Here is a 20,340-nt window from a genome sequence, read left to right as displayed (position 1 = left end):
CGAGGCCGAACATCACGCCGCCTCGTGATCGGCGACAACTGAATCCGGCGACGCGGGTTCAATGGACCCGGGAGCGAAGCCGAGCAAATAGTCCGCGGCCTTGCTCGCCTGCGAGGCGGCACGCACGATGGCCCGATTGTCTTCGCGCAGGACGTCAAGCCAGGAGCCGATATAGTCGGCATGGCGCACGGTCGGGACGATCCCGAGAGACGCGCAGCTGAACGCGGAACTCAACTCGGCGACCAGTTCTTCGAAGGCATATTTCTTCGTACCGTAGGATCCGCTCTGGTCGCGATTGAGGCGCGAGGGATGCCCAGTCGCATGACCGAGTTCATGCAACGCTGTGCGGTGCCAGTTGATGGGTTCGAAATAGGCCTGCGGCGGCGGGACCTGAACGTAGTCTTCGGCCGTTGCATAGAATGCGCGATCTCCGCCGATCCGAAATGGAATTCCGGTGGCCGTGATCAGGGCGTCGACGGTGGGTTCGATGAGGCCAGCGGGCGGTGGCGGCGCAGCGGTGGCAATACCATCGGGCAGATCTTCGCACTGATCGACGTTGAAAACGGTAAATCGTTTGAGGAATGGAATTGCCTGCGCGTCTTCGCCGGTCTCGGCGGCGCGTCGCTTTTCGTCATTCGGCACGAAACGATCAGCGTAGACGACTGCGGTGCCGCGCTCTCCCTTGCGAACGTGGCCGCCAAGCGAGAGCGCTTGGCGGAAAGTGAGCCAACTTTGCCCGGTGAATCCGCGTTCGATCACGGCTCCCCAGAGGATGAGGATGTTCACCCCACTGTATTGCCGGTTGGTCGACGCGTTTTTCGGCATCGCCAGCGGCGCTTTCGCCGCGGCAGTACCCCAGGGCTGAATCCAGGGGACGCGTCCGGCCTCAAGCTCGGCAATGATCCTGTCGGTGATTTCGTCATAGAGGTTCGCCCGTTCCTGGCCGGCGCACGCGCAAGCAGTAGGGTTTGACATCGCGGGTCTCCGCGACAGGCACCGCGAGCCTCTCTCGCAGCTTGTAACCCGTCACGGAAAAACCCAGCCTGCACTCTTACTCTCAGCCGCTTCGCAATATGGCAGGCCACAGGCCTGATCAGGCGTGCGCCAGGGGCGCATCGCCTCAACGGAAAATGGCACCCGGAGAGCGTGAGCATAGCGACCCGAAGGGGCACGCGGGTCCGAGTGTAGCGACGAGACCGGTTCAATAGCGGCACCCGGGAACGGGGCAGCGATAGCGATCGCCGCAGGCGAGCCCCTTTCCCGAGTGCCCCCGGCGAGGAGCACCAAAGCGCTAGCGCGAGGGATCGAAGCCGCAAGGCCGAGACGCTTCGCGGCTCGGTTCACGAGAGCCCGGTGCGGCCTTGGCCGCACGCGCACACCCACTAAAGACCTGAGCGAACGTGATGCTGGCAATCCTGCGAGAACAGCCTGGCATTTCACAGTGGTCTCGGAACGCGGGAAAACCTCGTCCTCTGCCGTCGGGAATCCCAGCCTTGTGCTAGCAGCCGGAACAAACGACGGGCCACAGGATTCGTCGTATTCGGAGTCTATTTCAATGCTGATGATCAGTGAGCGAAGGCCGACAACACGGACGCTGCGGGGATGGGCGATCCACGTTCTCCAGGAAGTAGGCGCCATCCGCGAGTGCAAGGAGCACGGTTGGATGCAGGATCGCGCCGATCCGCATGCGCGAGAGCGGGCCTTCGATATCGCTCGTCGAGACCCGCCAGCAGACGTATCCCCTCAGGCGGCGGAAGCCGCGGTTCGCGACGTGCTGGACTCGATTGGCGATACCTGTCCAGAATGCTCCCCTGACGAGGAGGACCGGCGCTAAGCATTGAGGCTAACCCGTCTCCGACCTTGGGGGTCTAAGCCGACTTTCGCTGCGACCTTGCGGAGGGCTTTTTCGCCGCACCCTCCTTCGCCGCTTTTTTGCCGGTGATCGGCATCAGCATTTCCTTCTGCCCAGCGACCGCCTTGCGTGGCTTCTTGGCTGTCTTCTTCGGCGCATCGGTCGGGCCCGCCGCGTCTCGTCCGAGGCTCTTGCGCAGCGCGTCCATCAGGTCAACGACGTTCTCACCTCGAGGACGCGCTTTCGCGGTGATGGGTTTGCCGGCACGCTTCTGATTGATGAGATCGATGAGAGCGGTTTCGTACTGGTCTTCGAATTTATCCGGCTCGAAATGGCCCGCCTTCTGATTGACGATATGCTTGGCGAGATCAAGCATGTCCTTGGTCACTTTGACATCCTGGATCTCATCGAAATACTCGTCCGCGGAACGCACTTCGTAAGGATAGCGCAACAGCGTCCCCATCAGCCCCTTGTCCAGAGGCTCAAGCGCAATGATGTGCTCGCGGTTCGTCAGCACGACGCGACCGATTGCAACCTTGTTCATCTCGCGAATGGTTTCGCGGATGACTGCGAAGGCGTCGTGCCCAACCTTGCCATCCGGGCACAGATAGTAGGGGCGGATCAGATACCGCGGGTCGATCTCACTCCGGTCGACGAACTCGTCGATTTCGATCGTTCGCGTTGATTCCAGCGCGACGTTCTCCAGCTCTTCCTTCGTCACCTCGATGAAAGTGTCCGTGTCGACCTTGTAGCCTTTGACGATGTCCTCGTTGTCGACCTCCTCGCCGGTGTCGGCATCCACCTTGGCGTACTTGATCCGATGGCCGGTCTTTCGGTTCAGCTGGTTGAACGAGACCTTTTCGGATTCCGATGTGGCCGGATAGAGCGCAACCGGACAGGTGACCAGCGAAAGACGTAGGAAGCCTTTCCAGTTGGCGCGGGGGGCCATGGCGGGGGAACTCCGTTACTGATGCCGGATTCAAGACGATCCACCAGCCTTGGTTCCGACATCACATCCTTCCCGCCAGGATGATTTTTTCTCAGTGCTGACCGGAGCGGACTCGACATTTGTTCTTGTTATGTTCTAATTCGGGCATGACCGACCGACCCGCGAGCTGGCGCATGCCGACCCCGAAGCAGATGGAAAAGCTGGCCGCCCAGGCCGCCCACAGGCCAACACCTCCCGCTGCGGCTCCGGATGCACCGCTTCCGGCCGAATACTGGGACTCGGTGCTCAAAGATCCTCGCGCCGGCGCGACCGCAACCGAGATCCGGCAGCAACGTCTTTGCGACGTTGAGCGCCACGTCCTCCGCGTGACCTGCCGCCGCTGCGAGCGAATAGTCGAAATCCAGACGGCCGATGCCGTCCGATTGTATGGCCGCAGCGGGGCCTGGAAGGATGTCGCGCAGCGGCTGCTCGACAACACCTGCCAGCAGCGCACCGGCAGGCATGAAGAAGACGGGTGCTGGCCAGCGTTCGAGACGCCGTAGTCGCTCTGGATTTGCCGATCCGATCTCTTTGCGCCTGGATGTCCGGATGGCCCCGAAGTATCACCCTACGCCCCTGTCGGGCGGCGATCGCAAGGCTCTGGCAAAAGAGCTCGGCAAGGCACGGGCGATGGCTAACATCCTGGCTACCCAATCGGCGGAGATGCGGGCCAAAGGCGAGGCGATGATCCAGCAAGCCGACAGGCTGCTTTGCGAAAGCTGGAACGAGCGGATGTGGAGTGACGGCGAGCCGATCGATCCGTCGCCGACCATCGACCAGGCCGTGAACGGAGGCTTCCCCTGGCTGGAAATCAGGTGCGCGCGCTGCAAGACGCCGAGCGATGTCGACCTCGCGGCGATGAAGCACCCGCCGACCACCTTCGTGCACGATCTCGCCAGCCGGCTGCGCTGCCGCAAATGCGCCAAGGCGGGCCGGCGTCCATCGGCGACTCTGCTACAGTTGACGTGGCAGCCGCGCCACCCTCGAACCGAATCCTGACCGATGTGCAATCTTTATTCGATCACGACCAACCAAGCCGCGATCAGCGCGCTGTTCCGCGTCGTGAACCGATACGTTGGAAATCTGGCGCCGATGCCGGGAGTTTTTCCCGACTACAAAGCACCGATCGTGCGGAATGGAGCCGAGGGCCGCGAGCTCGCTACGGCGCGATGGGGGATGCCATCGTCATCAAAGGCGCTGATGGACGCCACCAAGAAACGAGCCGAGAAGCTGCAGGCCAAAGGCAAGGCAGTGGATTTCAAGGAACTTCTGCGAATGGAGCCGGACGGCGGCACAACCAACATCCGCAACGTGAAAAGCAAGCACTGGACGCGATGGCTGGGGACCGAAAATCGCTGCGTGGTGCCGTTCAACTCCTTCAGCGAGTTCAACAAAGCCGAGGGCGGCGATATTTGGTTCGCGCTCGATGAGACCCGTCCCCTCGCATGCTTCGCCGGCATCTGGGCCAACTGGACGTCTGTCCGGAAAGTCAAGGAAGGTGAGACGACCAACGACCTCTACGCGTTCCTCACGACGGAGCCGAACGCAGAGGTCGGCGCCATCCATCCCAAGGCGATGCCCGTCATCCTGACAACGCCGGAAGAAGTCGAAACCTGGATGACGGCCCCCGTGGAAGAAGCCCTGAAGTTGCAGAGGCCGCTTCCGGACGGATCGCTCAGGATCGTCGCCCGCGGCGTCAAGGAAGACCCAGCCGGGCAGACAACGTGACCGCCGAAGACGACGACCCGGCAGGGCCCTCGCCCGGCCAACGCAAGATCATCCACGTCGACATGGACGCCTTCTATGCGTCCGTTGAGCAGCGGGACAATCCGGATCTCCGCGGCAAGCCGGTAGCCGTCGGCGGATCCCGCGAGCGCGGCGTGGTGGCGGCAGCCAGCTACGAAGCGCGCAAGTTCGGCGTCAGGTCGGCCATGCCATCGGTTACCGCGAAGCGGCAACGCCCGGATCTCATCTTCGTCAAGCCGCGGTTCGAGGTCTACAAAGCGGTCTCCCAGCAAATCCGCGAGATCTTCGCCGAGCACACTCCGATCATCGAGCCGCTGTCGCTGGACGAGGCCTACCTCGACGTGACCGAAAATCTGCAAAACATTCAGTTGGCTCGAGACGTGGCGTTCGCGATCCGTGCGAAGATCAAGGAGGTAACCGGCCTCAACGCATCCGCCGGTATTTCCTACAACAAGTTTCTGGCGAAGCTCGCCTCCGATTACCGCAAGCCGAACGGTCAGTATGTCATCACACCGGAGATGGGACCCGCATTCGTAGAAGCCCTACCGGTCGGCAAGTTTCATGGCATCGGGCCGGCGACTAGCGCCAAGATGAACTCCCTCGGCCTTCACACCGGCCTCGACATGCGTAATCAATCACTCGAATTCATGCAGGAAAACTTCGGCAAGGCGGGCGCATACTTTTATTGGATATCGAGAGGCGTCGATCACCGTGAGGTCCGGGCCGACCGAATCCGGAAATCCATCGGCGCCGAACACACGTTCCCCAGCGATCTTGCTGACTTCGCGGCCATGCTCTCCGAGCTGCAGCCATTGATCGACAAGGTCTGGCGGCATTGCGAGAATAAGGGCAGTCGGGGGCGAACGATGACGCTTAAGGTGAAATATTCCGATTTTGAGATCATCACCCGCAGCCGATCCGCTTCTTCGCCCGTCGCAAACCGGGATGATCTTGCGCATCTGGCGATCGGCCTTCTGAAGGACAACATGCCTTTCCCTAAAGCAGTGCGCCTTTTGGGGATATCGCTCTCTTCCCTACAGGACGGGGATGATGCGGAGCCGCCGCAGCTGGATTTCGGCATTTGAAGCAGATTAGAGTTAGCCGAGCTAAACTCGATGCGTTGGCAACGCCTAAGGATCGCAAGAGTAGCATGTCTGACAACGATCTAACTCTGGCCGCCATGGCCGAGGAGCTGGCGAAATCCCCCGACTACCGTGTCTTGCGCCGACTGCTTCCCCGCACCACTTTCGTATCATCCGGCGATCATAACACCAAAACGGCCGTCCTCCTTGATGTCGAAACCACTGGGCTTGATCAGCGAAACGACGAGGTCATCGAGCTCGGCATGGTCAAATTCGACTACCTCCCTGATGGTCGGATCGTCCGCATCAGGGATGTCTTTTCATCGTTCAATGAGCCAACAGGGGCGATACCGATCGAAGTGACGGCTCTTACCGGCATTACGGACGAGATGGTATCAGGACAACGCATCGAAGAGACGGCCGTCTCGTCATTCGCGCACGATGCCGTAATTGTCATCGCGCACAACGCGAGTTTCGATCGCAAATTTTCGGAACGTTACTGGCCGATTTTCCAACAGAAGGCTTGGGGCTGTTCGGCAACAGAGGTCGATTGGCGGAAGCATGGCTTCGAAGGCTCACGTTTAGGGTACCTTTTGAACGGTGCGGGTTATTTCCATCAAGCTCACAGGGCAGTCGACGATTGCCATGCTTTGCTGGAAATTTTAGCCTTTGAGTTACCGACAACGAGCTCGCCGGCACTTGCCATCCTACTCGAACAGGCCCGCAAGAAGACGGTACGCGTGTGGGCCGAGCAAACGCCCTTCGAGCTAAAGGACGCACTCAAGCGGCGTGGCTATCGTTGGAGCGATGGAAGCGATGGCAGGCCGCGGTCTTGGTATGTCGATATCGACGAAAGCAAGCTGGATGAAGAAATCGCCTTCCTCCAGACCGAAATTTATCTGCGGGATGTCGAGCCGCGCTTACAAATCCTGACAGCGTTCGATCGATTTTCCGTCCGAGCCTGAAAGAGGCTCTCAATTTGTTGGATGGATTATTTTCCATAATTCCAAAGCGACGAATCTTACAATACCGACGCCATCTCGGCATACCGACAAAAGGCATTCGCAAGTTGCATTTGACGAGGTGTCCGACACTCGGCCTCAAACAAACGCGGCGAAGCGACAACTATGCAAATGCACTTCGCTCGCGAAACCGCAACGTTCAGCCGATTGGCGCTGTACAGGAACTCCATTCCGCGTGGCGCATCCGCATGACTGGAGGTCGTCATGGAATAGATGACGATTGGCGCCTCCTGGCCCTGAAATTTGTCCACGGTGCCGATGCGAGCGCCGGGAAGTCGCTCCTGAAGCTCGAAGACTTGCGCATTGTACGGCGCGATGACCAGGACATCGTCGAGCGAGATCGGGGACTCAGTACCTTTTCGGTCGACCCAGGTCGTGCCGGATCCCAGGATGTCCGCGATGAGGTCGCGGATCGCATCGGCTTCTTCCGGCGACGAACTCTGATTTCCGTCGTGCTGGACCTGAAGGTACCGAAGGCCAGAGCCGTTGAGTCCGGACTTGATCCTGATTTCCTGCCGCTCAAGTCCCGGCCGAGACTTTAGGCGACCTTCGTAGAACAATTCCGAATTGAAGGCACAGATGAGCGGATGAAGCCGCCACGTCTCGGCGAGGAACAGACCTCGATCGGCCGGAATGGTGGCATGGGGGCCGAGGACATGGTCCAGGGCCGAAACTCCGACGCCATCGGGATGGCTTCCTTGAATCGGCTGCTCCAATTGCCGCGGGTCTCCCAGCAGAACGACGCTCTGCGTAGCTTGTGCGACGGCCAGCACGTTTGCGAGAGCCATCTGCGCGGCTTCATCGATGAACAGCACGTCGACGCTAAGGCGTGCGTCAGGCCGGGCCCAGAAATACGATGTCCCGCCGCCGACGGAACAGTTCGTCTGCAGCGTATCGAGGGCATGCTCGTTCTTCTTGACGAACTTCAAGCTGTCGAGATCGTCTTCTTGATGCTTCTCATCGACCTTCTGAACGCAGCGGATCGGAAGACCTTCTTCGCCTGCAGCCTCGACGACCTCGTCGAGAAGATTGCGGATAGCCTTGTGGCTATTGGCGGTTATCCCAACTCGCTTTCCTGCGCGCACAAGAGCGCAGATCATGCGGGCCCCGGTGAATGTCTTCCCGGCGCCCGGCGGCCCTTGAACCGGATAGACGCTCTGGTCCAACGCAAGCGCGACCCGCGTGGCGGTCTTCAAACTATCTTCGCCCACGACCTGCAGGCTCTCTCCCTTCAGCCGCGGCGCGGTCGTTAGGAGAAGATCGCGCGCGGCGCGGTGCTCGCCGGCTCCTTCGATTCCATTTTCCGCCACGTACTGCCCCAGCCGGAAGAGAGCCTCGGGACGCTCGTCGCGATCCACCGATTTGTGAGCAAAGACGGCTTCCGGATGGAATTCCGCTGTGTCGCCTCGCTTCTTGATGTCGATGGTCCGGTCTTCATGCGAAATGGCGACGACGCTACCGAACTTCTGCCCGCCGACGCTCCTGAGCTCGCTGTCGGGCCGAAGATCGGTATCTTGAAGGACGAAGCTGTACCTATGAACTGGCACCTTTGCGGTGCCACCGGCTGCTTCCTTGAACGTAAGCCCCGAGAGACCGGCGCGTTCGTGGAGGAGGTCCTCGGCGGAAAGATCACGTAGCCGGAAATATTCCCACCAAACGGCCTTCTTCTCCCGACCGTGAAAGTCTAGCATGAATGCCAGCAGCCAGCGGGCCTGCTGCTGGACCGTCCTTTCGGCGACGTCGTCTGGAATGCCTTCCGTAAGCCGACCGACGAGCACTGCCACCCTCTTCTGCCAATCGCCGAGTTTTTCGCTAACCTCAGCGGGCTTTGGAACGGGTCGTTCGATCACTTCGCCGCGGGCAATGAGACTGGCGCGCAGCGCTTCGAGCCATTCCCGTAGCGCGGCCGTCGAGTCGCAGTCGTCCTTGTTGTAGCCGCGGATCGCGTCCTTGTCCGCCTCGGGAACGCCAGCGGCATCCGCCATTTCGAGGCGCGCCTGAGTCCTGGCCATGACCGCTCCGACGTCCTCCAGGGGAACGCTGCGGGTAAACGAGTACAAGGGCTCCAGCTTCTTGATCGAATAGCTCTCCACGCTGGCGCGAACCCCATGGCGGACGACGGCGAACAGATCGACGAAGATCTCGGCCCGCAGAAGGTTGTCGACCTCATTCTCGCGCGAGGCGTAACGGCCCATCAGGCGCTTCATGGTGGCCGGCTCGTACGGCGCGAAATGGTAGATGTGCAGATCGGGGTAGGATTTAAGGCGCTCGGTCACGAAGTCGACGAAACGCTCGAATGCGGCCCGCTCCTCCCGTCGGTCCGAAGCCCAGTCGCCGAAGTACGTCGGCTTCCCTTCGCGATCGAGGAAGGAGTAACCGAACAGGAATTCCAGACCACCTTCTCCCACGAAGGGATCACCCTCGAAGTCAAAGAATATATCGCCTTGAGATGGCGCGGGAAGCCGTGACAGGCCGAAGCCGGCGATCGGCGGCAACGCCTCGTACTTCATCGAGCCGCTCGTTCTGCCTTCGACCTGAATTCTCGCCTGCTCGCGGACCTTTTCGTAGCTTTTGGCAGCTCCGCGTTCTGGCCTCCATTCCAGGGGAATAGGCATGGCGGCGAGCGCGGCCATGCTGCCGACTCCGCATCTGGTCAATTCTCCGATCTGCGACTTGCTGATACCGGCGACCAGCGACAAGTGGTCGTCGCGCCGCCTTCGATCGTCGCAATCACGGCGCCACCGGCAAATGTCACAATGTTCGATCGGTTCGGGATAGGCGGCGCCGGCGCCGTTGGTGATAGCCGTTTCGAGGCTGGATCTCACATGCCGGTAGTAAGCTGAGTAGTCGGCGATACGGTAGGTTTCCGGCTCAAAATTCGTACCCGGGGTGACGACGTGGGCCGCAGTCGGCTCGACGCCCTGCATCGCCGAAAGCATGTCCGAATAAAGTGATATCTGCAGTACCGTGTTCCCCTTCGTTTCGCGCGCGAGCTTCGTATCGGTAACTTCGTACGACCAGGCACCGAACCGGCTTGGCGTTTCCACCCGGCGAAGCACGTCGGCCCGGCCGTTCCACGTCCCCGATTGTAATGCTCCTTGAACGATGACCGCATCGCCGCGGGTCATGGCCTCCAAGGTGGCCGAAACAGACTTGGGATCGAGCCCGACTCCATCGATCTCCGTCACGGTCATGCCGAGCGTCTTCAAGTGATCGATGAAGGCCTGTTCGTGCGCGGAACCGCGCTCGGCAAGGGTCTCAAGAACCGGGTCCCAGACCTTGGGCTTCTGAAGCTCGCCCTTGACCACTTTGAGATCGAGTTCCGTCAGATACCTACAGTTCAGGTGCCCGACCAGATCGGTCGAACTAAGGTGCAAATTCCCACCGACGTTCTGCATTCCCCACCACGATGCCGTTCGCCGACGACCCTACTCGGCCGTCTCGCGTGCGCCCATTATGCCATTTTCCTAGGCGATCAGGCTCGAAAGAGGCGAGTAATCTACTATAGTCGCGCAAAGAGTGTGGATGGGGGTTGAGCTGGTGGGGGCTGGTACGGTCGAGAAGGCGAGATGGCTGCGCGATTTGCTGCGGTTTTTGCCCTTGCGAAGCCAATTCGTCCTTTCGGGCAATACCAGGGATCTCCAGATCCATGAGGCCGCGCCCGGCCAGATCACATCCGTATCCCTCGCCCGAGCATTGCCGGACGCTCTGAAGGACGCCGGCTATGGCCGGATCGCGAGCTTCGATCTTTTGAGCGGCTTTCGAGCCCTCGAACCGCCCGACGATACCTTTCTGACGCATCTTGGACTATCGCCCGCAAACGGAACCGCTGCCGGCGGTATCGATCTGTTGGCCTCGGCCCTTGAACGGCATGTTCCATCCGACGGCCCGCCCTCGGCCCTCATCATCGACTTCGCGTCGCGCTTGATCACTCGCGGCGAGGCTCTCTCTCCTGCCGAACATCAGCTATTTTCGCGCGCATTGATCCTTTCCCATTCTGCGCGCGCGCGCCCGGCCGGCGATCGTCGTCAGCCATTTTTCAACACGGTGATCTGGATCGTGGACAAGGAAGGAGACCTTCCCGACTGGTTCCTGATCGGCAATCCACGTATTCGTCACATACCGATCGGTCGGCCCGACCACCTGGCCAGGCGGACCATGATCAGCTCGTTGATGCGGGGACTGCCCGGCGCTCAAAATGCCGCGCCGGCCGACCTGGAGAAGTCGACCAATGGATTCGTCGACGAGACCGAAGGACTCCTGCTTCTCGACCTCAGCGCGATCGCACAGCTCTCCCGAAGCGAAAACGTCCCGTTCGATCGCATCTCCGATGCGGTTCGGCGGTTCAAGGTCGGCGTCACCGAAGACCCGTGGCGCAAAATAAGCCACGACAAGATCAGCTCGGCGGACGAGTTCGTGAGGCGCCGCGTGAAGGGGCAGGCACACGCCGTCACTCACATGCTCGACATCGTGAAACGCGCCGTCACCGGCATCGGGCAATCGCCGAGGGGAGGCCGACCGAGGGGCGTCGCTTTCCTCGCCGGCCCCACCGGGGTCGGGAAGACGGAACTCGCGAAGACCATTACTAGCCTGCTCTTCGGCGACGACAGCGCATACATCCGCTTCGACATGTCCGAGTTCAGCGCCGAGCATTCCGATCAGCGCTTGATCGGTGCCCCACCCGGCTACGTCGGCTACGACGTCGGCGGCGAGCTCACCAACGCGATCCGGGAAAAGCCATTCAGCGTCGTCCTTTTCGACGAGATCGAGAAGGCACACCCGCGAATCCTCGATAAATTCCTTCAGATCCTGGACGACGGCGTTCTCACCTCGGGACGAGGGGATCGCGTCTACTTCTCCGAAGCTTTCATCGTCTTCACGTCCAATCTCGGTATCTACACCCCCGGCCCCACGGGCGAGCGAATCGCGAACGTGACGCCGGAGGAGACGTTCGATGCGGTCAAGCGGAAAGTCCGCGCCGAGATCGAAAAGCATTTCAAGCAAGTGCTCAACCGTCCGGAAATCCTGAATCGCATCGGCGAGAACGTGATCGTCTTCGATTTCATTCGCGGAGATGTCGCCAACGAGATCTTCGATCAGATGGTGGACAACCTGCTGAACGACGTCAAATCGCTAGGCTACGACGTGACACTGTCGGAGCAGGCGCGCGCGACGCTGCGCGGTCTGTGTCTGGCGGATCTTTCGAACGGCGGACGCGGCATACGCAATCAGGTCGAAGCCCATCTCATCAACCCGCTTTCGCGCGGTCTGTTCGATAGCGGCGCAGCAGCAGGAAGCCGATTTCGGGTCTTGGAAGTTCAAACCGGGGCATCGTCGACGCTTCGTCTCGAAAGCGAGCCCTAGAGATGACGGTTCGCATCTCCGTATCGCGTATCCATTTTCCCGTGACGACTTTAGGACCCGGACGAAGGCTCGGCATTTGGTTTCAGGGTTGCTCCATCCGTTGTCCGGGCTGCATTTCCATGGACACCTGGGTGGAACGATGGGGAAACACGACGGTCGAAGAAGTCGTCAATTCCATCATTCCGTGGATCTCGAAGGCCGACGGCATCACCATCTCAGGAGGCGAGCCTTTCGACCAACCCGACGCTCTGTTGGAACTCACGGCACGAATTAGGTCTAAGACCGAGGCCGACATACTCGTCTTCACCGGATATCCGTGGGCGCACATCCGCGACATGGCTGGCACGTCCCCTGGTACGATCGATGCCCTCGTTACGGGGCCTTTCGACTTCGAGGAAAAGCAGACACTTGCTCTGCGAGGAAGCGACAATCAGGAACTTCACTTCATCACGGAAAAAGGCCGCGCCCGGTTCGCCAGCTTCGAGCGCCTGGTCGACGAGCGGGATCGGTCCGTCGATGTCATGTTCGACGAAAACGGCGACGTCTGGTTTGCCGGTATACCCGCGCGCAATGATTTTCGCAGACTGCAGGAATTACTCGAAAGCAATGGATCGACACTCGACACTTCCGAGGACAAGCGAATTTCCTCCAAGCTGGCTCGCCCGGCATGATTAGACTTTGCCCGAATTGCGATACCGAGCGTCCCGTCACCGAGTTCTTTTGCGAAGGCACGGTCGACGGTCACAATTGCGGATGGGACCTGTCATCGATCGATCCCACGCCCCCTGGCCAGCCGCAACCTGTCCCTCCGGCACCGACGCCATCCAATCCGACTTGTCGCAACGGGCACACCAACTCGCCGGGCGACCTCATCTGCAGCACCTGCGGAGAAATTCTCGACGAACCTGCGCCACCCGTACCGCTGCCTGAACCGGGACCCCAACCGGATCCCGAGCCATCGCCGGCCGAGACCATCATCGACGGCTGGCGTCTTCTCGACAGGATCAAGTCGTCGAGTACCGTTCGCGAACGTTACACTGCCGTGCAGGACGCCAGCGGACGTCGCGGAGTACTGACGCTATATGCGACCGCGTCCGAACCGGACGGAGCGATCTACGATCTGCTGCGAAAACTTCCGCGCGATCACGTCGCCGAAATAATCGCGACCGGTCGATGGTGCGAGCGCGCTTATGAGGTCGTAGAGGAATTCCCGGGCGGCACCATCGCGGATCTGTCGCTGGACATCGGCGATCGGACGGCGCTGGAGAGGTTCATCAGCGAACTTGCCCGAGCCGTGCATTCGCTGACCGAGGCAGGCCTGCGCCACAGGGACCTCCGTCCCTCCACCATTTTCGTCCGCTCCCGGGATCCGCTCGACCTCGCTATCGGCAGCTTCGGCTCTGCACGTCTTTCGGAATTCGATCTCGACATCGCCTCTCCGCTTGAAACGACCCGCTATATGGCGCCTGAAGCGATTGCGGGCGGCGTAGCGGCGGCCTCGGACTGGTGGAGCCTGGGGATGATCCTGCTGGAGCGGATCACGGCAGGAGCCTGCTTCGAAGGCATCAACGAGCAGGCCTTCCTGATCCACGTGCTGACCAACGGCGTGCCGCTGCCGGAGAATCTGGATCCTTCCATGGACCTGCTTCTTCGGGGCCTTCTGGCAAGTGATCGCCGTCAGCGGTGGCAATGGAAGGAAGTTCAGGCCTGGCTGGCGGGCGAAGCAGTGTCGGCGCCTGCAGGGCAGAAAGCCGGCGAGGCAGAAGGGCGGGCGTCCATCACGCTCGGCGGCAAGCAGTACAGGTCGGCCGGCATGTTCGCACTTGCCGCTGCCGAAGCATCCAACTGGGATGAGGCAAGAGGCCTTCTTCTGCGAGGAGCGGTGGCGACCTGGGCTACGGAGGCGGGCTTCGATGCCAAAGTGCCCGCGGCGCTGCGACAGTTCGCAAGGGTCGAGGAACTGAACGAAGATCTGAAGCTATCGATCTCGTTGAAGACGCTGAACCCGTCGATGCCTTTGATCGTCCGGGGAAACATCGTTACCCCCGGCTGGTTGCTCGACCATCCCGACGACGGCTTCAGCCTCATCACGGGCCCGGCTCCAGATCTTCTTCGAAAGGTCGATGCGGACGATCTGCTTTGGCGGCTGAAACTGCGCGCCGAGACCGTGCGAAAGCGCCTGGAACAACTCGATATCGAAGTCGAGGAAGACCTGCTTCGCGTGCAACTCCTCTCGACGTCGATGGCCCGTTTGTCGGCTCTGTGGGAGGAAAAGCGGAGGCTGCTTCCCGACACCGATCATGCAGGCATCGTTTCGCTGGTGGAGCGGCGACAGTCGGCCGAAGAGGACCTGATAATTCTTCTCAGCGCATCGCCGAGCCAATTCCGCTCGGTGACGGAGGTGATCGAGGAGGCAGCCAAGCAGGCTTCATCGGCAGGCTTGAGCGCCTTTTCGAAGGAGGAGGCCGCGGCGAGACTCGCGCGCCCTCGTCGTGAAATCTACCAGGCCGTCGACGAGCGTATACAGAACTTCGCCAGGTGCGGGATTTCGACGGTCGACGAATGGGCCGACGAATTTCGTCTTGACCGACGCATGCCGATCGGTCGTGCTCTCGCACTTCTCTCGGTTCCGAAAGACACGTGGAAGCCGCTTCCCAAGCAAGGCTACGTTTCGACCATTCTTGATTTCTTCGCGAAAAGAATATCAGGCGGCGTACTGCGCGGACCGCTGACGCGGATGCTCATCGGCAAGACCGCGCGGATAGATCTGACCGAGTTGAATACGACGCGACTGCCGGGATCGGAGATCCTCAGCCTTCTTTTGGCACGGGCCGGCCGAGCAGTGAACATCGATCCTGCCGCGTTTTCCGAGAACGAAGGTCTGGAACGCAGACTGCGGTCTCTCCATTCCCATGCACTGCTCTACAAGCGAGATACCGGGATCGACGGTCTATATATGGGATTTCCGTTCCTCCTCATGCGGGACGGGAAGCCGAACACGAAGCCGAGGATCGCGCCCGTCCTGCTCTGGCCGGTCAGCGTGTCGCCCGAGGTCGGAAACCGCGGTCACGTCACGATCGGGTACGGACGCGAAAAGAATGCCGAGACGGAAGCCGAACACGTCGTCGTCAACCCAGCCCTCGAAGGCATGGTGGGAATTCCCGAAGCAAGACGATGGCAGGAAGCGGCGGACGAGCTGCTCACCCGCGGCAGTCTTACGGCTCAGGATGTGATGGACGCGTTCAGCCAGCTCGCCACGCCTACGGGAAGCGAGTTGGCACCGCTACCCGGTAAGGACGTGAAAGTCGGCTCGCACGAACGACAAATCGTGCCGGCAGCCGTGCTGTTCCATCTCGCTTTTATGGGGCAGGCGGTCATGAAGGATCTCCAGCTCTTGAGAGGAATGCCGCCCACGGCGACCGCGCTCGAGGCAGCACTCCGTCTCACGGATCAGAGGTCGGCGCCACCGACGCCGGCCCCGGTGCGGGAGATCGATCGTTACTTCACGGCCGACAGCGATCCCTCCCAGGAGGCGGCGGTGATCGAAGCTCGACAGGCACCAGGCCTCGTCATTGAGGGGCCACCGGGGACGGGCAAAAGCCAAACCATCGTCAACATGGTGGCGGACGCGATCGGCAGAGGCAAATCGCTGCTTGTGATTTGCCAGAAGCAACCGGCAATTGACGTCGTCAGGAAGCGCCTCGAAAGAGAGCGACTTGCTGACCGGTTCGTCATGATCACGGATGCGACGCGAGACCGCGAGGCCATCGTTGGCTCGATCCGTTCCCAGGTCGAAGCCCTGCATAGTCGTCCCGCGGGCGGCTCGCCCGCTTGGAAACGCGATCGCGAACGATTGGCGGCTCGCATCGACGTGCTCGAAGCGGAACTCGATCGTCAACAGGCCGCCTTGCACGAAGTCGAAAATCGGACGGGATTGACCTATCGGTCATTGCTCGGCGAACTCCTGGCCATCGAGGAAAACGAGCCGAAGCCGATCGATGCGCCGGCGCTTCGTTCGCTACTGTCGGATTTGCATCCGTCAGACATCGCAACGGTCGAGGAGAATTGCGGACCGCTTGCGAGATATTGGCTTCCGGCCAAATTCGAGGGCAATCCCCTATCCTCTCTCAAAGTCTTCAACCCGGACCGCGGAACGGCGGAGGAGTTCGGTATATCCCTTCGGGCCTTCTCGGACTTGGAGGCCAGGCGCGAGAACGCGGAAGCGGAGACCGCAGACTCGTTGAAGATTTCAGATTTTGATGCCTTCACACAATGGCTACAGACGGCCGAGAAGCTTCGTTCGATCAGCGAGGGCCTTTGCGCCAATCTCGGACGCTGGCTTCCGATGTTTAGAAGTCCCGAGGGGGGCGGGTCCAAGGGCACGAATATGCTCGCCGGCCTCGTTTGGCTTGAGGAACGCCTCGCTTCGCTTGATCCATCGGCGCACCAGCCAGAGCAGGTCCGGAAACTGGTGGGTGTCCACGACGACGAGCTACGATCCGCTTCGGAACTGGCGGCAGCGGTACTCCAGCCAGCGAAGGGATTGACAATAATCAATCCCATGCGTTGGCTTCGAAAACGTCGTCTTCGCGCTCTGCTGACGACCATGAGTTTTGCCAACGACGACCGAGCCATCTCGTCTTTCCAGCGCGGGGCCGAACTGGAGTTGGTGCTCAGGCCGCTGAGAATGCAGTTGGCGGGATATCTCACCGCGCTTTTCGGCAAGGCTCCCGATCACGACGTTGCTCCCGGCAAACTCGCCGAATTTTCCAGGAACCTGCATTCGATACTTGCGGTCGTCCACAACCTCGTGACCGTCATCGACGATTGCCCCAACCGGGCTGAGCTCGACCGGGCAGCCATGACCGGCAAGGTCGAAGGGATCGACTGGTTCTTCGGGCGAGCGGATCGCGCCCTTCGAAGGCAGGATGTCCGGCAGCAAAGCCATGCGGCGCTGGATGATCTCGCCCGATATGTTGACGCGGCTTGGATCGAATCGCGACGCGCGACGATCGACGGCGGCCGGTCCAACGAGGCCGCCCTCGCCGAAATACTTCAAGCGTTACCGATTCTGATGCCATACCAGGAATTTCGGCTCCGCTCCGTTCGTCTCGGCGACAAGGAACGCGCTATCTTCCGCACTCTTCGCTCGAAGGAAGCTGAACTCTCGCTGATCGGTACCGGTGATCTTGATTCTTGCATCCGAGCAACCATCGGGCGGGAGGCGCGGCTGGCCTGGAAGAGCGCGATGGAAGCCGCCAATCCGGAGGTCCTCCTCGATAGCGGAGCGGTCGAAGCGAAGGTGACGTCGCTTGCCGAAGCCGACGCGCAGATCAGGGATTGCAACAGGGAGCTCCTGATCCATGGCATCGATGTCAGCCGCGTCCATCCGACGCGGGAGTGGGAACCGATCACTCGACTTCGCGGACCGAGGGCGTTGCGACTTCGAGAGTTCATCGAGAAAGCCGCTCCGCTTGGCCTTTTCGCTCTGCGACCGGTTTGGCTGATGACTCCCGACATCGCGAGCCGCGTGCTGCAGGCGCGTCCCGGCACTTTCGATACCGTCATTTTCGACGAAGCGTCCCAGATGCCGGTGGAATACGCGTTGCCATCGCTATTCCGAAGCAAGATTGTGATCGTGAGCGGCGACGAGAAGCAGATGCCGCCCACGACATTCTTCGCGAGCAAAGTCGAGAACGACGAAGCGGCGATCTTCGATGGCGAGGAGCCGGAGGAGGAAGCGACCGAAGAGGAACGCGAAGCCTTCGCGGAAACGTGGAATCGGCGGGAGATCAAGGATTGTCCCGACCTGCTCCAGCTTGCGCGCTCCGCTCTCCAAAGCCGAACCCTGCAGGTCCACTATCGTTCGAAATACCGCGAGCTCATCTCGTTTTCGAACGCTTCGTTCTACGCGAACGGACTTAGCGTGCCGGTTCGCCACCCCGACGAAACGATCCGGAGGATCAAGCCTATCGAGGTTCTTCGCTCGGACGGCATCTACAAGAGCCAGACCAATCCCAAGGAAGCCTCCGATGTGGTGGAGTATCTTAGCGGCCTTTGGGAGGACGCTTCGCCGCCATCAGTCGGTGTCGTGACATTCAATCGCAAGCAGGCGGACGCAATCGAAGACGCGCTGGAAGATCGCGCCGAAAACGACGAAGCGTTTCGCGATGCCTTGATGCGGGAGCGCGAGCGCGTCGAAGGCGGCGAGGATATGGGTTTCTTCGTCAAGAACGTGGAGAACGTTCAGGGCGACGAACGCGACATCATCGTGTTCTCCACCACTTTCGGACGCAACGAGCATGGCGTCTTCCGCAAGAGCTTCGGTGCACTCGGTCATGCCGGCGGCGAGCGGCGCTTGAACGTGGCCGTGACCAGGGCGAGGGAAAAGGTCGTCATCGTCACGTCCATGCCGGTATCCGAAATTTCCGACCTCCTGACCCGGCGCAGCGGACCGCGTGTACCGCGTGACTATCTGCAGGGTTACCTCGAATACGCCCGTACCGTTTCGGAGGGATCGGCGGAATCCGGCAGGACGTTGCTCGACCGCCTCGTGACGCAAAAGAGCGCGGATCACGAATATGAAAACCACGTAGACGATGGCTTCACGAAATCCGTCGAGAAATTCCTGGAGACCAGCGGATGGAAGCCGGCCAAGGCGCGCGACGGTGGCGCGTTCAGTCTCGATTTCGCGATCACCGATCCTCGCACGGGTTTGTATGCGCTAGGCGTAGAGTGCGACGCTCCGCGGCACTTGTTGCTCCAAAGAGCCCGAGCGCGCGAAGTCTGGCGACCGAAGGTTCTGAATGGAGCGGTCCCGTTCATTCACCGGGTCTCGTCCTACGCGTGGACCCATTCCGGGGATGAAGAGCGTCAGCGCCTCAAGGAAGCCGTCGAAAACGCCCTGCATAACGGAGGAGGATACCAATGAGTGGTCCGAAAGCCTTCCGGATAGTCACCCGCGCGGAAATCATCTCAATTTGCCGCCGCAGCTTGGCGCGCCTGGACGCGGCCATCGAATTTTGGACTTCGACCTGCAAACGTAATGGGACGATCGATCAGTCGGATATCGACCGGGTTATCGCTCGACGCGACGAGATCCGCCGTATGCTCGACGCGGACAGGTTCACGGAGCTTCAAAAGCAGGTCATAGCCGACATCTCATATTTGAACGCCGATGCCGAGCGACGCGCGGAAAAGGCCGCAGAATCTGAAGCGAAACGCAAGGGCGATCAGAGGCGTGCTAAGTCCGGCGCCCAGGCATTGCTCGCGAAGCTCGAAGCTTCCCGCATCGAAATCCCGGTCGATCTTCGACGCGAGCTTACGACCCCCACGGCGTCCGTCGAGAGCCTCAACAAGGCTGTCAGCAAGGGGCTGATCCTGCTTCAGCCGACGGACCGCTCCGAAGGTGTCACCGAGCGTCAGCGGGCGCTCGCCGACCGGCTCGGTGCCGGCGACCGCCGTATCACGCTCGAGGAGTGGACTTCCCAACAAACCGACGCAAGCGAAGACCAGGCGCTTTTGAAGGTGGACAAGCTCCTCGGCGAACTTGCCGCCCTTGGGATCGATCCTAGTCCTTTTTCTGCCCGGATCACGGCTCTTGAGGCCGAGCCCCGCGCCCGGCATGCTCTTGTTGCCGACAGCCTGCTCCTCGATCTCAGCTCTGCGATCAAGACCGGACGCGAGCGCGCGCGCCTCGAACGGGATCTTTCTGAGCGGCACGCCGAACTGTCGGAGATGAAATCGGCCGAAGCGGCCGCGCTGCGCGTCGAGCTCGAGCAGGCCCTTACGGAGTCCGGCTCCAACGACCAGGAACTCGTCAAGCGCGCCGATTTCCTGATCGAGGCCGAGGTCCGCTCCATGGCTGCGGAGGAGCGGCGACGCGCCGTCTTGGAAGGGCTCGCGAGCCTCGGTTATGAGGTCTCCGAGGGGATGATGACGGCTTGGGTCTCGGGCGATCGGGTCGTTCTCCGAAAGCCAGCCAATCCAGGGTATGGGGTCGAACTTTCGGCCGGATCGCAGGCGGACATCATGCAGGTGAGAGCAGTCGGCATTGGAGATCCCACCGAGGTACGCGACGCCGGACGGGATCGGGACATGGAAACTATTTGGTGCAGCGAATTTGAACGCCTGCAGTCCCTGGTCGCGAAGGCGGGAGGAAGCGTCTCAATCGAAAGCGCCCGTCCAGTTGGTCAATTTCCTCTCAAAGTGGTGTCCGACTTCGCGGGTCGTCGATCTGATGAAGAGGTCGCTCCGACACGAGCCCGCGGTCTTTGAGCTGTGGCC

13 protein-coding genes are annotated in these 20,340 nt (G+C 60.8%); 10 read left to right on the top strand and 3 right to left on the bottom strand.

The features are described 5' to 3' along the window. Positions 1-12: 12 nt before the first annotated feature. Positions 13-975 carry an ArdC family protein gene (locus ACVMDN_RS07120; protein WP_456835421.1) on the bottom strand — a complete coding sequence of 321 codons (963 nt, stop codon included), beginning with the start codon at positions 973-975 and terminating at the stop codon, positions 13-15. A 580-nt stretch (positions 976-1,555) separates the two neighbouring features. Between ACVMDN_RS07120 and ACVMDN_RS07115 the strand changes: the two genes are divergently transcribed. After that, positions 1,556-1,834, top strand: a complete 279-nt coding sequence (locus ACVMDN_RS07115) for a hypothetical protein (protein ID WP_456835422.1) — start codon at positions 1,556-1,558, stop codon at positions 1,832-1,834. Positions 1,835-1,868: 34 nt separating this feature from the next. On the opposite strand, the gene ku is transcribed toward ACVMDN_RS07115, so the two are convergent. After that, positions 1,869-2,801 carry a non-homologous end joining protein Ku gene (gene ku, locus ACVMDN_RS07110; RefSeq protein WP_456835423.1) on the bottom strand — a complete coding sequence of 311 codons (933 nt, stop codon included), beginning with the start codon at positions 2,799-2,801 and terminating at the stop codon, positions 1,869-1,871. A gap of 146 nt (positions 2,802-2,947) precedes the next feature. On the opposite strand from ku, the gene ACVMDN_RS07105 reads away from it, so the two are divergent. The 5 genes from ACVMDN_RS07105 (at position 2,948) to ACVMDN_RS07085 (ending at position 6,633) form a co-directional block, all read left to right on the top strand. Continuing rightward, entirely contained in the window at positions 2,948-3,343 is a 396-nt protein-coding gene (locus tag ACVMDN_RS07105; RefSeq protein ID WP_456835424.1) for a hypothetical protein, read from the top strand. A 46-nt stretch (positions 3,344-3,389) separates the two neighbouring features. Then, on the top strand, positions 3,390-3,839 hold the full coding sequence (locus tag ACVMDN_RS07100) for a hypothetical protein (protein ID WP_253587629.1): 450 nt from the start codon (positions 3,390-3,392) through the stop codon (positions 3,837-3,839). A gap of 3 nt (positions 3,840-3,842) precedes the next feature. Beyond that, on the top strand, positions 3,843-4,568 hold the full coding sequence (locus ACVMDN_RS07095) for an SOS response-associated peptidase (RefSeq protein ID WP_456835425.1): 726 nt from the start codon (positions 3,843-3,845) through the stop codon (positions 4,566-4,568). Continuing rightward, a complete protein-coding gene (gene dinB, locus ACVMDN_RS07090) occupies positions 4,565-5,671 on the top strand; it encodes a DNA polymerase IV (protein ID WP_456835426.1) in 1,107 nt (368 codons plus the stop codon). The genes ACVMDN_RS07095 and dinB overlap by 4 nt, the downstream gene beginning before the upstream one ends. Before the next feature lie 65 nt (positions 5,672-5,736). Continuing rightward, on the top strand, positions 5,737-6,633 hold the full coding sequence (locus ACVMDN_RS07085) for a 3'-5' exonuclease (RefSeq protein ID WP_456835427.1): 897 nt from the start codon (positions 5,737-5,739) through the stop codon (positions 6,631-6,633). 56 nt (positions 6,634-6,689) lie between these two features. On the opposite strand, the gene ACVMDN_RS07080 is transcribed toward ACVMDN_RS07085, so the two are convergent. After that, positions 6,690-10,088 (bottom strand): TM0106 family RecB-like putative nuclease, encoded by a 3,399-nt coding sequence (locus ACVMDN_RS07080; protein WP_456835428.1) that lies wholly within the window; start codon positions 10,086-10,088, stop codon positions 6,690-6,692. Between the two features lie 127 nt (positions 10,089-10,215). Between ACVMDN_RS07080 and ACVMDN_RS07075 the strand changes: the two genes are divergently transcribed. The 4 genes from ACVMDN_RS07075 to ACVMDN_RS07060 are packed head-to-tail and all read left to right on the top strand — an operon-like array spanning position 10,216 to position 20,331. Next, positions 10,216-12,054: an AAA family ATPase gene (locus ACVMDN_RS07075; protein ID WP_456835429.1), complete on the top strand. Its 1,839-nt coding sequence runs from the start codon at positions 10,216-10,218 to the stop codon at positions 12,052-12,054. 2 nt (positions 12,055-12,056) lie between these two features. Beyond that, positions 12,057-12,725: a 4Fe-4S single cluster domain-containing protein gene (locus ACVMDN_RS07070; protein ID WP_456835430.1), complete on the top strand. Its 669-nt coding sequence runs from the start codon at positions 12,057-12,059 to the stop codon at positions 12,723-12,725. After that, the gene (locus ACVMDN_RS07065) at positions 12,722-18,985 is read left to right on the top strand and encodes an AAA domain-containing protein (RefSeq protein WP_456835431.1); all 6,264 of its coding nucleotides are present in this window, start codon (positions 12,722-12,724) and stop codon (positions 18,983-18,985) included. The genes ACVMDN_RS07070 and ACVMDN_RS07065 overlap by 4 nt, the downstream gene beginning before the upstream one ends. Then, positions 18,982-20,331 carry a hypothetical protein gene (locus ACVMDN_RS07060; protein WP_456835432.1) on the top strand — a complete coding sequence of 450 codons (1,350 nt, stop codon included), beginning with the start codon at positions 18,982-18,984 and terminating at the stop codon, positions 20,329-20,331. Before ACVMDN_RS07065 ends, ACVMDN_RS07060 begins: the two co-directional genes overlap by 4 nt. Positions 20,332-20,340: the final 9 nt, after the last annotated feature.

The sequence above is a fragment of the Bradyrhizobium sp. USDA 4510 genome, assembly GCF_054059095.1.
This window is presented reverse-complemented; position numbering and strand designations above follow the sequence as displayed.